The sequence below is a fragment of the Halalkalibacter akibai JCM 9157 genome, assembly GCF_000513135.1.
In the GTDB taxonomy this organism is placed as follows: Bacteria; Bacillota; Bacilli; order Bacillales; family Bacillaceae_D; genus Halalkalibacter; species Halalkalibacter akibai.
This window is the reverse complement of the sequence record NZ_BAUV01000001.1, coordinates 102389-118139: the sequence shown is the minus strand read 5'-3', so window position 1 is coordinate 118139 and position 15751 is coordinate 102389. Positions and strand designations below refer to the sequence as shown.

The window sequence follows — 15751 nt, the reverse complement described above, 5'->3', positions numbered from 1 at the left end:
TTAGATCGTCATCGGTTTATTTACCACTACTTGTCTATCTACACTGGTCATCGCCACCCAACGGCCTTCAGCAAATACAGCTCTGGCTTGAGACAGTTCAGCAAATAATGTCTCAACAGATGTTGCATTAAATAAAACAAAATCTGCTTTTTGATTCACGCTTATCCCTTTTTCTTGTTTCCCAACAAGTCTAGCTGGAACTTCAGTTATCATTTCAAGCAAAGTCGTTAAATCTTTGTTCCCACCCATGTGGGCTGTATAACCTGTTAATTGAGCAATTTGCAACAAATCCCCTCTGCCAAAAGGATGGAACGGATCACAAACATTATCTGACGCTGTTGCAATGGGTACACCCGCCTCATGTAATTCACGTACTCTCGTGATACCCCGCCTGACCACCCCACGATCTTCTCTTCCTTGTAAATATAAATTGGCAGCAGGTAGTGTGATAGCCCCTAGTTGAGCCTCCTTCATCTTCATAATAACCACTTCAGCCTTAGCGTGATCCATCGCAGCTAAAGAGCATAGATGATCGACAACGACTTTCCCTTGATAGTTTGCCTCCATTGTTTTTTCAGCGATGTATAGGACCGTATCAACCGTTGGATCGTCACTTTCATCAGTGTGTAAGTCAATCGGTAATTGATACTTAGTTGCATAAGCAAAAATTTCATCGACGCATTCAAGTGGACGTTCACTAATATGAGGGGCACCACCAATCCCATCGACGCCCATTGTGAGCATTCTCTCTATTTTCTTTCGGTCTTGGTCTTCATAAGGGTAATAAGGTAGCATAGGATACACTTGAAGATCTAAATAAGGGGCCAATTCCTCTTTTAGCTCTAAAGCCATCCGGACTCCTCTAAACGTCGTATCCTCGCTCATTTTTGTACTAAAATCAATATGAGTACGAATCGTTGTTGTGCCGTGCGCCATAGCTGTTAAAGCTGTTTTCCTCATTCGTTCCTTGACATTCTCATCAGTAAACCGTTCAGATGCTTGCGTATAGCTTTGGATCGCCTCAAGCAACGTACCACTTTTGTTCGGTGCAACAAATAGCGAGTGCGATTTATCTAAATGCATATGAGCGTCAACCATTCCTGGTAATAAGATTCGACCTTGCGCGTCCCATTCACTTTCACTTTCTTGATGATCTTTCAACGAGAAAGAAAATAAACGTTCTACTTTACGTAGCCCCTCATGTGCAATAATCTCTGCCACATACCCATCCTTAATAACAAGGTCAAAATAGTAATTTTCGTGCAGTATTGGTATTCTGACATTCATTAATTTCATCATCATCATCGTTTAAACTCCCTCTCTAGCTTGCATATGAAAAGTTGTTTTTAAAGCTGGGGTTTCTGCAATCAACCTCCCCTTTCCGATCACCAATTCAGCGACAGGCTGTCTTCTTAATAAATCATGAGCATTTTCAGCAGACACGATCAACAGATTTGCTTCCATTTCTTCTTCAATCCCATAATGTGTAAGCCCTAATATTTCTGCTGGATTTCTCGTCATCATTTGTATCACAGTTTCGAAATCTTCAGCTCCTGTCATATGAGCTACATGTAATAGCAGGTGCCCTGCTGCCAGCAGAGACCCTGTCCCCAAAGGGTAAAAAGGACTAAGAAAATCATCGTGTGCAACCGCTACTTTAATGCCGGCCTTTTGCAAATCTTTCACTCTTGTGATTCCACGGCCTTTCGGCCAAGAGTCAAATCGGCCTTGCATCGCACTATTAACAAGTGGTGCAGTAACCACATTGATCTTCGAAGCTTGAAGAATGCCGATTAATTTCCTAACATACGCTTCATCATAGTAACTCATTGCATTAATGTGGCTGACCGTTACTTGATTTTTCAAATTCGTTTCAAGGGCAAGAGAAGCCACTACTTCTAAAAAACGAGACGCTTGGTCATCCGTTTCATCACAAAAGATATGGATAAAGCATTGATGCTTGATCGCTAACTGAAAACAGGTTTCTAACGATCTGACTCCATGTTCACGAGTGGGCTCCAGATGCGGAACGGCACTGATTCCATCCACTCCTAGTTCAATTGCTTGTTCAAGCTGTTCCACACCTTTAACAGAACTAAGACCATTCTGGGGAAATCCAACAATTTGTATCGTCATAAAAGCAGATACTTCTCTCTTTACTTCGAGCAAAGCTCTTAATGCTATAAGCTTTGGATCGGATGTGTCGACCATCGTTCTCATAAATAGCACACCTTGACTAGCCATGATCTTTATGACAGAAAGAGCGCGTTCTTTCACATCTTCCATTGACATCGTCTTCCGGTATTGATTCCAAAGCTGAATCCCTTCAAATAGTTCACCTGACTGATTAAATGTTGGTTTACCGCTCGTCAAAGCCGTATCGAGATGAATATGAGATTCAACGTAAGGAGCAGGACCAAGCGCCCCTCACCTTCGATCAATTGCTTACTAGGACTCTTAATGGAGCCAATTTGTGTAATGAATCCATCTTTAATACCAATATCAACAGAGTGAGGATTATTTAGTTTACGTACATTTTTGATTAGAAGGTCAAACATGAATATCACCTGCTCGCAGAAGTCTCACGAACCGATTTGTTTTTCCCGGATTAAGAAGGTCAAAAGGGTCATTATCCTGTTTCGCTTGACAGATTAAATCAATCCAGTCGTCTTTGCCACCTTCTTCAAGTAAATACGTATGTGGGTTGCTCACTTTAATTCCAAACTCCTCAAAGGACAAAATGATTTCTTGCAAACGTTCAATCGTTGTAAAGCGAATGACTGGTTGAGAACTCGGCACAACGACACCACCCACTTTAATCCACTCAAAATGTATCAACACTTCATCCGAGTAACGCTTCTTTAATTGCCGAACTTGATCGAGATACGTGACCGGATTAAATCTACCTTGTAGGTACGTATCTTCACTATGTTGCTTGAGCCACCAAAGCGTAACGTGGTTCCAACTAAAATCAGTTATTCTTAATTGTTTCTCCTTTACATAACCGGAAAAAAGGTCCGATGTTTCACCTTCATACGTAGCAGCTAATTCTTGTATATGATGAGTATGTTCAGGTGCAATTTGTAATAATACTGTTGCTTGTTTCTCATTTGTAAAAGAGGTTAATGGAGGATAGACGGAAGAAAGTGGCGCTTCACAAACAGAAACTAATCGTTTTTTTATAATTTCTGAATTAGCTACCTCACCCGAAAATAATAGCGCGTGCTCTAATTCATTAAAAGACACAAGAACATCGACCCATTCAGTCTTCTTTGCTAATGCCATTCGAGCTTCAAGAATAATACCGGAAATCCCATAGCTATGAATGTACTTCACTAACTCTTCTTTCGTATTGACCAATATCTTTTTCGGGACTTCCTCCATCGTCAAAATCGTAAGTGAAAGTACGTTCCCTTCATCATAGCGTGCCGTATTCGATTGAGCCAATTCCCCCCGTTCCGCCAGCAATGAACCCTGCAATTGTTGATTTCATATATGTGCTAGGGAAAAAACGAAGCTCTTGATTTGTTTCTCGTAGCGTGCGCTCTATAACGCCAAGCTTCACACCTGCTTGAAACGTTCCTGCTCCACTTTCAATTTTGATTATCTTGTTTAGCTTAGTTGTATCTAATACAATTCCACCACGTAATGGAATGATCTGCCCATAGTTGCCAGTTGCGCCCCCTCTTGGAACAATTGGGATTCTTCTTTGGACAGCAAATGTAATGACTTCTGTTAACTCCTGCTCAGTTCGAGGAGTTATCACACAATCTCCATAACGATTTTCAAGTTGTTTCTTTAAAACAGGAGAGTACCAAAAGTAATCTTGAGACATGCGCTTCACATAAACTTCTTTTGTTTTGACGATGTCAGAGCCAAAATGATCAACGATTTCCTGATTCCAATCACTCTGTATGCTAGTCATTAACATCCTCCTTTGATGATAACGATAATAGAATAGAACCGGTCTTCAAATAAGAAGAGTGCAGCTAAAAGAAATTCAAGCTGCACGATTCTTTAATGTTTTAAGCCTTTTTCAATTTCTCCAACCAAACTACTAAACTCATGTGTACTTCGGAAAGAGTCATTTCGCTCATAGGGAGGAACATCAAATACATGGGTAATTCGGCCAGGACGAGCACTCATAACAGCAATTTTCGTTGAGAGAAAAACAGACTCAAACACATTATGAGTAATAAAAAGAACCGTCATCCCTGTTTGTTGCCAGATTTGCAGAAGCTCATAATGAAGATTTTGTCTCGTCATCTCATCCAAAGCCCCAAACGGTTCATCCATTAACAATAGTTTCGGCTTTGCGATTAACGATCGCGCAATCGAAACCCTCATTTGCATCCCACCTGAGAGTTGCCTTGGTAATGCTTTTTCATACCCCTTCAACCCGACCAACTCAATTACTTCCATTGCCTTTTCTTGTCTTTCTTTCTTTGAAACCCCCTTTAGTTCAAGAGGTAAAGCAACATTGTCAATAACAGGCTTCCAAGGTAGCAGTGTCGCATGTTGAAAAACAAATCCTACTTCATCGCGTTTTATCGCTGTTTCCACTTTCTCTGCCGTGACCATTTCAATAGATCCTGTTGTAGGCTCGCTTAATCCCGCAATAATCTTAAAGATTGTCGATTTCCCACAACCAGAAGGACCAACAAATGACATAAACTCTCCTTCTTCTATTTCAAGATTTACCTCACTAAGCGCTACAATTTTCTGATCGTATATTTTACTAACATCATTAATTTTAAGCATTGGTTTCTGAGAGACTTCTGTTACTAGAGCTGATTTCATCTTACTACTCCTTTCTGTTGGTTGTTGTCACCATTTTCTTTAAATCTCTCATTTCAAAACTACTAATAACCTGTAAAGTTGACGCAATCTTACTGCCCAGTCGCAAAAGAATTTCTATGCCCTTTTCCTTTGTAGCCTCTGTTGCATTTCCTGATATTCCCGAATTAGAGAGATCATCCATCACCCAGGCAACATACGGGCCACCTTTTATATCAAGTGCATGTTCGTAGTCATAAAATTCTTTGGGAGCTAGTGCCATCTCAACCCAATTTTCCTCAATTGCCAGAATCAGTGAAGTTTCCACATCACCACCATGAATTCCATACGATAGTTCTTCTGGTGAAAACAAAGAAGCAATTTCAGCTTTAAAATCCATTCCATTCATTCGAAAGACCATTAATTCTGTTTCAATTCGTAACTCACGAGCGATCATATTTAAAAGGTCATTGTTGCCTCCATGCGTATTAAAAAGAACTATTCGACGAAAACCACTTGCCTTTACACTTGAGCCAATATCCAGAATAACTTGCTGAAGCGTTTGACTAGACAAGGTAAACGTTCCTGGATGGTTGACGTGTTCCGTGCTTTTGCCATAAGGAAGAGGAGGTAGCATCCAGACTTGATCTTCTTGTGAGAGTTGCTCAAACGCTGTCGTAAGCAGACCTTCTGCAATTAACGTATCTGTATAAACAGGAAGATGTGGTCCGTGCTGTTCAATAGCCCCAATTGGTAACACAACGACTCCTTTATCTTTTGGCAACTCTGTAACTTGTTTTGTTGATAAGCGTGGCAGGAATAATTCCTGCCACGCCTTGCTTTCAAATCGTGAATATAACATACCATTCTCCTTTGTAAACAGGCTTAATTTAAAAACTCTGTTGTGAATACATCTTCTACAGAAATATCTGAATCAATTAGCTCAAGCTCATACAGCTGATCAATTAATGTTTGCCAACGCTCTTCTGTCATATAGCCAACACCATGAGTCGCTGCATCTCCTCCAAACACAAGTTCTGTCATTTGCTCTGTTGCATAAGTCATCTGCTCCACAGTCTTATCTGGATTCAATTCAATTATATAATCATAAACTTTCTCAGGTTCCGCTTTGAATGACTCCCAGCCTTTTGTAATAGCATCCACGTAGGCTTGAACGATCTCAGGATTCTCTTCCATAAAAGCTCTTGTCGTAAAAATGACATCGCCGTACGGAGAGTATCCTGAATCAGCAATTAGCAAGTGACCTGTCTCAATTCCTTCTTGTTGTAAATAAAATGGCTCTGAGGTGACATACATTTGCGAAGCTGCTTTTTTATTTGAAACAAAAGCTGAGCTATCACCTGTGTATACTCGGTTTTGCGAAGAGTCAATGTCAAACTGATTAACTAAAAATTCCCAATAACCAGCTCCTGCTGCTGTATAGATTTCATAGCCATTACCTAAATCATCAAATGATTCAATTCCTTGGTCTTTATGAAACATAATCCCTTGCGGCGTTTTTTGGAAATTAGCGAACACCGCTACTAATGGAATGCCTTCATTGATGGCATATAATACTTGATCCGCTTGAGCCATTCCAATTTGCGCACTTCCTGATGATACAATGGAGATCGAAGAAACCTGAGGGCCACCTGGTTCTGTGGTCATTTCAATGCCAGCTTCTTCATAAAAACCCTCCATCTGCGCATAGTATTGACCGGCATTTTCTACCTGCGGGAACCAGCTTGTAATTTGCTTCATTTCAAACAAGTCAACGCTCACTTCTTCTTCCTCACTAGCCTCTGTTTCAAGATTTCCTGTTGTAGCTTCTTCTACCTCCGATGCTCCACATGCCGTTAAAGCAAATAATAAAGTGATGCTTGCGAACAGTCTTTTTACCATGACGTTACCCCCGTTATTTATATAATTTTAGTTTGTACTTCTTGAATGATTGCTTCTATTCTTGTTCCATTTCTGATTCATGCCATGATCCTAAAAAGAATTTTGAGATATAACTGACAACTAAGAAGAAAGTGATACCCAGTACGGCTGCTGACAAGCCTAATGCAAATAAGTAAGGTGTTTGCAGCCTAGATGCCGCAACCGTAATAGCATAACCTAACCCACCTGCGCCACCACCAACACCGGCGATATATTCTCCAACAATTGCACCGACTACCGCTAATGTACAAGAAATTTTTGCACCAGCAATAATATAAGGAAGAGCCGCTGGGAAACGCAACTTCCACATGACTTGCCATTTAGACGCATTATAAAGATAGAATAAATTTTTCATATTATGATCTGTTGCGTTTAAGCCAATTAATGTGTTGGAAAGCATTGGAAAAAAACCAATCGTAAACGCAATAATTACAATTGCACTCATCCCAGAGCCAAACCAAATGACAATGATCGGCGCAATAGCGACAACGGGAATAGTTTGTAAGATTATTGCATAAGGATAAAAACTTCTTTCCACCCATTTTGAACTAGCCATTAATACGGCAACGCTATTCCACCGATCAAACTAAAAACAAAACCTAGCACCGATTCAACAATCGTCGTAACGAGTGCACTTGATAGGTTCGCCCAATTTTTAACAGCTGCCTCTACTATATCTGTTGGTTTCGGCAAAATATAATGTGGAATTCCGATTAACGTGACAATAATCTGCCACATCGCCACAAAGACAATTAAAGCAATAACTGGAGGTAACACTTTCCCCATCCATTCAAAACCTTTCTTTTTTATGAAAGATATCGAGTTACTTGTGTTCGGTACAGAAATCTCACTAGAACTATTGACTACTTGTCTAGACATTTACAAACACCTCCCAGTTGCCTCCTGTACCTTTTGGTCCTTTAACATTCATCATGTTCTCCCCCACTCATAAATAATCTTTTATTAAGTCATAGGCTGGTAGCTTCTCTTGATTGAGTAATTTAAACGGATCATTTTCTTTCTTTTTCTTTGCTATCGACTCTAATTGAAGATTCCATCCTCCCGCCCCAAGTAAGTAAGTGTGAGGGTCATTAACAGAAGCCCCTATTTCGTTAAAAAAATCAATAATCTCATATAGTCTTTCTTTTGATTGATATTTTACTAGTGGCAAACCAGCTGGAATCAACTTACCTCGGTCGCGAAGCCATTCTACGTGTATTAACACTTCATCACCAAAGCGTTCTTTTATTTGAGCAATTTGGCTAAGAACGGATTCTAATGAGAAAAAATTTTGCAAGTACGTCCAGCTCTTGTCGGCTTTAAGTGCCCATAGCGTTGTATGATTCCAAGTGAAATCTGATATCCCAATTCCTTTCCGGTAAAATTCTGCCTCAACGGTATGAATACTTATTCCATTGTGTGTATGGGCAATTTCCACTAAACGTCCGTGATCTTGTTCAGCGATTTCGATTAAGACAAGATGTTGATCTTTGTTTGTTACGATCTTTTTTAAAGGTCTAAAAAAACTTGGAATCGGATCCTCACAAACGGAAACGAGCCTTTTTTTCAAACTGTTATCTTGAGCAATTTGTTTGGAAAACTGAAAAGCCTCTTGTAAATGAGTAAAGCTGATGAGCTCCTGTACCCAACTTGTCACAGGCTTGATCGGGATGGTGACTTCGGTAATAATTCCTGTCGTACCGTAACTATGGATATAATCCATAAGTTCTTCCCCTTCTATAATCAGCTCTTGTATGTCCTCTTCCATTGTAAGTACTTTAGCCGATAACACATTTCCATCCCAAAGGTTACCCCACGTTACGGAACCAATCCCTCCAGATCCTCCAGCAATAAACCCGCCAATAGTTGCTTTAACAAAAGTAGATGGATAGATCGTTAGCTCTTGTCCCGTGTTTGAAATTTGCTTTTCAAGTTCACGTATCCTCATTCCAGCTTGAACCTTTACAAAACCGTCTCCAATCTCAATGACCTTGTTCAGTTTGCTAAGATCAACAACTAATCCGCCAGTCATTGGAACAGCCTGACCGTAATTCCCAGTACCAGCTCCACGTAACGTTACAGGAATTTTTTCCTCAACCGCTAGTTGCAAAGTATCCTTTAGGATTTTCTCGGTTTCAGGTACTATGACATACTCAGCTTGCTTACCCGCTAAATCCTTTTCTAAAATAGGTGAATACCAGTAGTAGTCTTTTGAGAGTTTTGCAACTATCTCTGTATCCTTGACAACAGCTTCAGGAGCTAACTCTATAAGCTTCGTAAAAAAGTGATCTACCATTCCCTCAACCCCTTTCTTTCATTCATTTCATAGTTGGTTAATTAACACAATATTTCGAATTATTTTTATGCACTTCGAATGAATATAGGCTTAGATTAATGGAACTTTTCTCTGTTTTGTTCATTTTAGTGAGATTTCCTGACTGACTTTTTACGAACGTTTCAATTAAATAAATACTGTCATCTTCGTGTTTTTGTGAAAAATAACTAAAATAAACTACAAACTAATCGCATTCTTAATTGAAGTAAAAACACCTAAACACATCTTTTTCAAGGGTGTCATGAAAAAGGTGTGTTTAGGTGGAAGATAACCTTACGTTTATTGTAACCATTTTTTTCATTGTTTTTGACTCTCCATTAATCAATTAGTAAAGCGACTGCACGAATCGGAGAACCGGTTCCATTTCTTATTTTCAACGGTAAACCCATGTAAATAAATCGCAAATTTATCACTTGCTGCAGATTACATAAATTTTCCGTATTGGTAATTTGATATTCTCGACAAACAAGGTGACCTGAGAATTTGGAATCCTCCGGATGATCAATTGACGGTGCATCAATGCCGATGTTTTTCACTCCTAGGTCAGCTAACCATTTAGCCGCTAAATAGTGCAAGCCTGGGTGACGCTTAAACCAATCCTCCTTACCGTAAGCGCGTTCATAGTGACCTGTATACAACAACACAATGTCACCTTCTTCAATTTTCTGTCCTGACTGCTGCAACGCCATTTTCAAGTCTTGTCTCTTAATGTATTGATCAGGCAAAACATGAGAAACGTCAAGACAAATAGCTGGCCCATAAAATGATTCTAAACTCATCTCATCTATCGTTGGACCATCTGGATCATATTCAAAAATCGCATCACTATGAGTCGGGCTGTGCTCATTAATAATCAAACTATTTGTCGCAAATTCAAATCCTAATTTACGTTTTGTCATCTCATGAGAGACATTTGAAAATATAACCGTTTGTTGTTGAACAGGCAAAACTGGCATACCCTGATAAATTTCTTGAGTTAAATCAACGATTTTTGATGTCATATTGGTCTCTCCTTCTTATTTGATGGTCAAAACTTCTTCTTCAAAATGAGCTAAAGATTTGACAATCACAGCATTAAACCGTTAATCGAAATATTCTAGCCTTAGAGTAATGGAAAACTCATAAATATTGGTCATTTAAGTGATCAAATCTAACAAACTTTTCCTAGTTCCTCAGCTTGTCCAGCTCATAAAAAAATCGGTGTCAAAAAGAGTGACCTCACCTCTTGACACCAATCATTAAAATCCCCAGCGGAGATTCATCATTAACGTACAACAGCCTTCTTCACGGAGAGTGAAAGTAACTCCCGTTGGATTATAAGCAGTTTCAACCGTTTTAGTGACTCCCGTCTCTCTAATAATTTGATCAACCTCTTCATCTGCACTTCGTTGCGCAGCATCCATTAAACGCCTCATTCGTTCCTCTGACCCGAGTAACCCGTTAATGATTGCCCTTCCTTGCTCTAAAAGCGACTGGTAGGCAGTTAATGATTGCTGAAAGGAGGAAATATTTACAGGTGGGAACTGTCGATTCGATTCAGGATAAAACTGATAAAAAACCTCGGTAAACATAAAGGTTACCTCCAAACTTTTTCGCTTTTATAGTATATGTAGAAGCCAGTAGGAAGTGAAAACTCCTTTTGCATAGATGATGTCTAGTTTTTAGAACACGCATAAGCTAGTTAAAGACAGGGAAATTTGGGTATAGTGAAAAAGAGGAGGGATTCAAATGAGTAATACCTTTATAAAGCTTATGTTGGCTTTTTCATTATTCCTAACGGGCTGTATGCAATCTACAGAAGAGCCTATGGATAATGAACAAACTGCACCAGCAGAGGAAGAAGTAGAGGAACAACCAACTACAGAGCCCACTTTAGATGAAGAAGTTGTTGAAGAAGCAAAGTCTGAGGAACCGGAGAAGATTCAATTAACGGTAGAAGAAACAGCCGATCAGGTTGTTCAGCTTTTGAAAGACAAAAATATGAAAAAGGTAGCGACATTTGTTCATCCAGAGCACGGGGTTCGTTTTTCTCCATACGGTTATATTGATGTTGATCAAGATTTGGTTTTCTCAAAAGAGGAAGTAGCCGGCTTATGGGAAAATGAACAGGTTTATCACTGGGGATATTTTGATGGTAAAGGGGATCCAATTGAAAAAACGTTTGCGGATTACTATGACCGATTTGTTTATGATGCTGATTATGTCCATGCAGAAGAAAAAGCTGTTGATGAACGTTTAGGACACGGAAATACTCTTGATAACACAAAAGAAATTTATCCGGATGGAACGGTCGTTGAATACCACTTTAGTGGGTTTGAAGAACAATATGAAGGAATGGACTGGAGAAGTTTACGCCTTGTTTTAATAGAAGAGAATGATAAGTGGTATTTAGTATCGGTGATTCATGATGAATGGACTATTTAGATAGAAGGATATGGTGTTGGTTTATTGTTTATTAGCATAGTTAGGTTTAGCTGTTTTTAGGAAGAGTTAGATTGAAAAAGTTATTTGTCGGGGAGGAGGGGCTGTTGGACTTTTAGTGGCTTTGTGATGGCCTTTTTTCTGAGATTTCTAGATGCTTTTGGTCTTCATTGGCTTGATGATGACCTTTTTTCTCAGCCTTCCAGATGCTTTGAGTCATCATCAGTTTGATGATGACCTTTTTTCTCAGTCTTCCAAATGCTTTTGGTCTTCATCAGTTTGATGATGACCTTTTTTCTCAGCTTTCCAGATGCTTTCGGTCTTCATCAGCTTGATGATGACCTTTTTTCTTTAACTTTCAGATGCTTTCGGTCTTCATCAGCTTGATGATGACCTTTTTTCTTTAACTTTCAGATGCTTTCGGTCTTCATCAGCTTGATGATGACCTTTTCTGTGTTTCTTTCAACCACTTTCGGTCTTCATCCACTTCATGATAACATTCCCCCACATTTTCCAAGCTCCCCCAACACCAAAAAAAGACGTGCGGTTTAATCCAAACCACACGTCTTCCGTATATGATTACTTCTTCAAGTTATAGAATGCTTTTAAGCCACCGTAAGTTGCTACGTTAGCAAGCTCGTCTTCGATGCGAAGAAGTTGGTTGTACTTCGCTACACGGTCAGAACGTGAAGGAGCACCTGTTTTGATTTGGCCAGCATTTGTTGCAACTGCGATGTCAGCGATTGTTGCATCTTCTGTTTCACCAGAACGGTGAGAGATAACTGCTGTGTAACCAGCGCGCTTCGCCATTTCGATTGCTTCAAATGTTTCAGTTAATGTACCAATTTGGTTAACTTTGATTAGGATTGAGTTACCAATTCCTTTTTCAATACCTTCAGAAAGTTTCGCTGTGTTTGTAACAAACAAGTCATCACCAACAAGTTGAACTTTTCCGCCAAGACGCTCAGTTAGGATTTTGAAACCATCCCAGTCGTTTTCGTCTAAACCATCTTCAATTGAGATGATTGGGTATTTAGAAACAAGCTCTTCGTAGAAATCAACCATTTCTTCAGAAGTGAAGCTTTTGCCTTCACCAGCTAAGTGGTACTTTTTGTCTTCTTTGTTGTAGATTTCAGAAGCAGCTACGTCCATTGCAAGCATAACTTCTTCACCTGGCTTGTAACCAGCTTTTTCGATTGCTTCAATTATTGTTGAAAGTGCTTCTTCATTTGAAGAAAGGTTAGGAGCGAATCCACCTTCATCACCTACAGCTGTGTTGTAGCCTTTGCCTTTAAGAACAGACTTCAGGTTGTGGAAAATTTCCGCACCCATGCGAAGTGCTTCGTGGAAGTTTTCAGCGCCAACAGGCATAACCATGAATTCTTGAATGTCAACGTTGTTGTCAGCGTGCTCTCCACCGTTGATGATGTTCATCATTGGTACTGGAAGTTGCTTAGCGTTGAATCCGCCAAGATACACGTATAAAGGAACACCAAGAGCGTCAGCAGCAGCGTGAGCAACAGCCATAGATACACCAAGGATTGCGTTAGCACCTAGCTTGCTTTTGTTTTCTGTTCCGTCAAGCTCGATCATTAATTGGTCAATTCCAAGTTGATCAAGAGCATCGAAACCGATTAGCTCAGGAGCGATAACTTCGTTTACGTTATCAACTGCTTGAAGAACTCCTTTACCCATATAACGCTCTCCACCATCACGAAGCTCAACTGCTTCGTATTCACCAGTAGAAGCACCACTTGGAACTAAAGCGCGTCCCATTGCGCCAGATTCTAGGTATACTTCAACTTCAACTGTAGGATTACCACGAGAATCTAATACTTCGCGAGCATAAACATCTGTAATCATTGTCATTGTTAAGTCACTCCTTAAATTTTTCATCATTTTATTTTAGTGTTAGGAAAAATCAGCAAAATCATGTCAACCGTATTATCGTTCGACTTTAACGATCTCATTCCTTCTTTTTAAAAATTATTTTTGAATTAATGTAACACCTGTCATTTCTTCAGGTTGTTTGCCACCAAGTAAGGATAAAACAGTTGGTGCTAAGTCAGCAAGCTTTCCATCTTGACGTAATGTTACGCCATTTTCCGTTACAATCACTGGTACACGGTTCGTTGTATGTGCGGTCATTGGCTTGTTCTCAGGTGTGAGCACTTCATCAGCATTTCCGTGATCAGCGGTAATAACTGCAGCTCCTCCTTTTGCGACAATCGCATCGACAATTTTACCTAAGCACTCATCAACCGTTTCAACTGCTTTAATTGTTGGCTCAAGCATGCCTGAGTGTCCAACCATGTCAGGGTTAGCAAAATTTAAAATAATCGCATCATGCTTATCAGCTGCAATGTCTGCTAGTAACGCGTCCGTTACTTCGTAAGCACTCATTTCTGGCTGTAAGTCATAAGTTGCTACTTTTGGCGAATCAATTAAGATGCGCTCTTCACCAGGAAACGGCTCCTCACGACCTCCACTAAAGAAGAACGTTACATGCGGATACTTTTCTGTTTCCGCGATACGAAGCTGTTTAAAGTTTTGTTGAGCTAATACTTCACCGAGCGTATTGTCTAAGTTGGTTGGTTTGAATGCAACAAACCCATCAACCGTCTCACTGAAATGAGTTAAACAAACATAGTGAAGACGCTCTGGATGTTGTTCACCACGATCAAAGCCACGGAAGTCTTCGTTCGTGAATACTTGTGACATTTGAATCGCACGGTCAGGACGGAAGTTAAAGAAGATAACCGCGTCATCGTCTTTTACCGTTCCAACTGGTGTTCCATCTTCTTTTGTTATAACAGAAGGAATGATGAACTCATCAAAAATGTCATTTTTATAGCTGTCCGTTACAACATCAATCGGATTTGTGTAAGTTGGGCCTTCTCCGTATACCATCGCACGGTAAGACTTCTCGACACGTTCCCAGCGACGGTCGCGATCCATCGCGTAATAACGGCCGTGAAGGGAAGCAAGTTCACCTACACCCAAATCTTCTAATTTACTTTGTAACCCACGCACGTAAACTTCAGCTGATGTTTGTCCAACATCGCGTCCATCAAGGAAACCGTGAATATACACTTTTTCTACTTGTTCACGTTTCGCAAGTTCAAGTAAAGCAAAAAGGTGATCAATGTGACTATGAATGCCTCCATCAGAAAGCAAGCCATAGACATGCAACGCGCTTTTCTTTTCTTTTGCATGGTTCATTGCATCAAGGAACGTTTGATTTTCAAAGAAATCACCTTCGCGAATCGATAAATTCACGCGAGTTAAGCTTTGATACACAACACGTCCAGCACCAATGTTTAAGTGCCCTACTTCAGAATTCCCCATTTGACCTTCAGGCAAACCTACTGCTTCCCCTTGCGCTTCAAGCGTTGCATGAGGGTATTGGTTCCAGTAACGATCAAAGTTCGGCTTGTTGGCTTGAGCAACGGCATTTCCTTTTACTTCCTCTCTCATTGCAAATCCGTCTAGGATTATGAGAGCGACTGGCTTTTTACTCATTTGCCTTCCTCCAAAAGTGAAAGGAATGAATCAGTTTCAAGACTTGCACCACCAACTAAAGCTCCGTCAATATCAGATTGCGCCATGTATTCTTTAATGTTAGCAGGCTTTACGCTACCGCCGTACTGAATACGAACAGCTTCAGCGGCTTCTGTAGAAAAAGCTTCAGCAACGACTTTACGGATGTAAGAACATACTTCATTTGCATCTGTTGCAGAAGAAGATTTACCTGTTCCAATTGCCCAGATTGGCTCATAAGCGATCACTGTGTTTTTCACTTGCTCATCTGTAAGACCTGCAAGACCAGCTTCTACTTGAACTTTAACCACATCATTTGTTTTGCCAGCTTCACGTTCTGCATCTGTTTCACCGCAGCACATGATTGGCACTAGATTGTGTTTGAACGAAGCATGAACTTTTTTGTTCACTGTTTCATCTGTTTCAGCAAACATTTCACGACGCTCAGAGTGTCCGATAATGACATAATCCACTTTCATGTCCGCTAAAGCAACTGGACTAATTTCACCCGTAAATGCACCATTTTCTTCAAAATGTACATTTTGAGCTCCGACTTTAAGGTCTGTGCCTTCTGCAGCCGATACTAAGCTTTCTAAAAATAGAGCTGGAGCACAAACGACTGCATCCACTTCACTATTTGCTGGAATCGCTGTTTTCACTGCTTCAACAAATTGCTTTGCTTCGCCAAGTGTTTTATTCATTTTCCAGTTACCTGCAATAATAGGCTTACGCATAAGT

15 protein-coding genes and 1 pseudogene are annotated in these 15751 nt (G+C 40.1%); 1 reads left to right on the top strand and 15 read right to left on the bottom strand.

Going from position 1 to position 15751, the window contains the following annotated elements:
• The 12 genes and pseudogenes from JCM9157_RS00585 to JCM9157_RS00540 all read right to left on the bottom strand — a co-directional run bounded on the left by JCM9157_RS00585 (position 1) and on the right by JCM9157_RS00540 (position 10623).
• Positions 1–1305 carry an amidohydrolase family protein gene (locus JCM9157_RS00585; RefSeq protein WP_052012860.1) on the bottom strand — a complete coding sequence of 435 codons (1305 nt, stop codon included), beginning with the start codon at positions 1303–1305 and terminating at the stop codon, positions 1–3.
• A gap of 3 nt (positions 1306–1308) precedes the next feature.
• Positions 1309–2373, bottom strand: a complete 1065-nt coding sequence (locus JCM9157_RS00580; RefSeq protein ID WP_158318608.1) for an amidohydrolase family protein — start codon at positions 2371–2373, stop codon at positions 1309–1311.
• Positions 2370–2558: a hypothetical protein gene (locus JCM9157_RS23135; RefSeq protein ID WP_052012858.1), complete on the bottom strand. Its 189-nt coding sequence runs from the start codon at positions 2556–2558 to the stop codon at positions 2370–2372. The genes JCM9157_RS00580 and JCM9157_RS23135 overlap by 4 nt, the downstream gene beginning before the upstream one ends.
• Positions 2551–3447 (bottom strand): FAD-binding oxidoreductase, encoded by an 897-nt coding sequence (locus tag JCM9157_RS23130; RefSeq protein ID WP_052012857.1) that lies wholly within the window; start codon positions 3445–3447, stop codon positions 2551–2553. Before JCM9157_RS23130 ends, JCM9157_RS23135 begins: the two co-directional genes overlap by 8 nt.
• Positions 3419–3925 (bottom strand): FAD-binding oxidoreductase, encoded by a 507-nt coding sequence (locus JCM9157_RS23125; RefSeq protein ID WP_052012856.1) that lies wholly within the window; start codon positions 3923–3925, stop codon positions 3419–3421. Before JCM9157_RS23125 ends, JCM9157_RS23130 begins: the two co-directional genes overlap by 29 nt.
• A gap of 92 nt (positions 3926–4017) precedes the next feature.
• The gene (locus JCM9157_RS00570) at positions 4018–4800 is read right to left on the bottom strand and encodes an ABC transporter ATP-binding protein (protein ID WP_035660981.1); all 783 of its coding nucleotides are present in this window, start codon (positions 4798–4800) and stop codon (positions 4018–4020) included.
• Between the two features lie 4 nt (positions 4801–4804).
• Complete coding sequence (locus tag JCM9157_RS00565) at positions 4805–5638, bottom strand: creatininase family protein (RefSeq protein WP_035660979.1); 834 nt, start codon at positions 5636–5638, stop codon at positions 4805–4807.
• 23 nt (positions 5639–5661) lie between these two features.
• On the bottom strand, positions 5662–6678 hold the full coding sequence (locus JCM9157_RS00560) for an ABC transporter substrate-binding protein (RefSeq protein ID WP_052012855.1): 1017 nt from the start codon (positions 6676–6678) through the stop codon (positions 5662–5664).
• 55 nt (positions 6679–6733) lie between these two features.
• Positions 6734–7503 (bottom strand): annotated as a pseudogene (locus JCM9157_RS00555) (ABC transporter permease).
• Positions 7504–7663: 160 nt separating this feature from the next.
• A complete protein-coding gene (locus JCM9157_RS00550; RefSeq protein ID WP_035660975.1) occupies positions 7664–9013 on the bottom strand; it encodes an FAD-binding oxidoreductase in 1350 nt (449 codons plus the stop codon).
• 356 nt (positions 9014–9369) lie between these two features.
• On the bottom strand, positions 9370–10053 hold the full coding sequence (locus JCM9157_RS00545) for a cyclase family protein (protein WP_035660974.1): 684 nt from the start codon (positions 10051–10053) through the stop codon (positions 9370–9372).
• Between the two features lie 237 nt (positions 10054–10290).
• On the bottom strand, positions 10291–10623 hold the full coding sequence (locus JCM9157_RS00540; RefSeq protein ID WP_035660972.1) for a YuzC family spore coat inner layer protein: 333 nt from the start codon (positions 10621–10623) through the stop codon (positions 10291–10293).
• A 157-nt stretch (positions 10624–10780) separates the two neighbouring features.
• On the opposite strand from JCM9157_RS00540, the gene JCM9157_RS00535 reads away from it, so the two are divergent.
• Positions 10781–11476 (top strand): hypothetical protein, encoded by a 696-nt coding sequence (locus JCM9157_RS00535; protein WP_035660971.1) that lies wholly within the window; start codon positions 10781–10783, stop codon positions 11474–11476.
• A 576-nt stretch (positions 11477–12052) separates the two neighbouring features.
• On the opposite strand, the gene eno is transcribed toward JCM9157_RS00535, so the two are convergent.
• The 3 genes from eno to tpiA form a co-directional block, all read right to left on the bottom strand.
• Positions 12053–13342: a phosphopyruvate hydratase gene (gene eno, locus JCM9157_RS00530; protein WP_035660969.1), complete on the bottom strand. Its 1290-nt coding sequence runs from the start codon at positions 13340–13342 to the stop codon at positions 12053–12055.
• Between the two features lie 117 nt (positions 13343–13459).
• Entirely contained in the window at positions 13460–14995 is a 1536-nt protein-coding gene (gpmI, locus tag JCM9157_RS00525; RefSeq protein WP_035660967.1) for a 2,3-bisphosphoglycerate-independent phosphoglycerate mutase, read from the bottom strand.
• Positions 14992–15747 carry a triose-phosphate isomerase gene (gene tpiA, locus JCM9157_RS00520; RefSeq protein WP_035660965.1) on the bottom strand — a complete coding sequence of 252 codons (756 nt, stop codon included), beginning with the start codon at positions 15745–15747 and terminating at the stop codon, positions 14992–14994. The genes gpmI and tpiA overlap by 4 nt, the downstream gene beginning before the upstream one ends.
• Positions 15748–15751 lie beyond the last annotated feature (4 nt).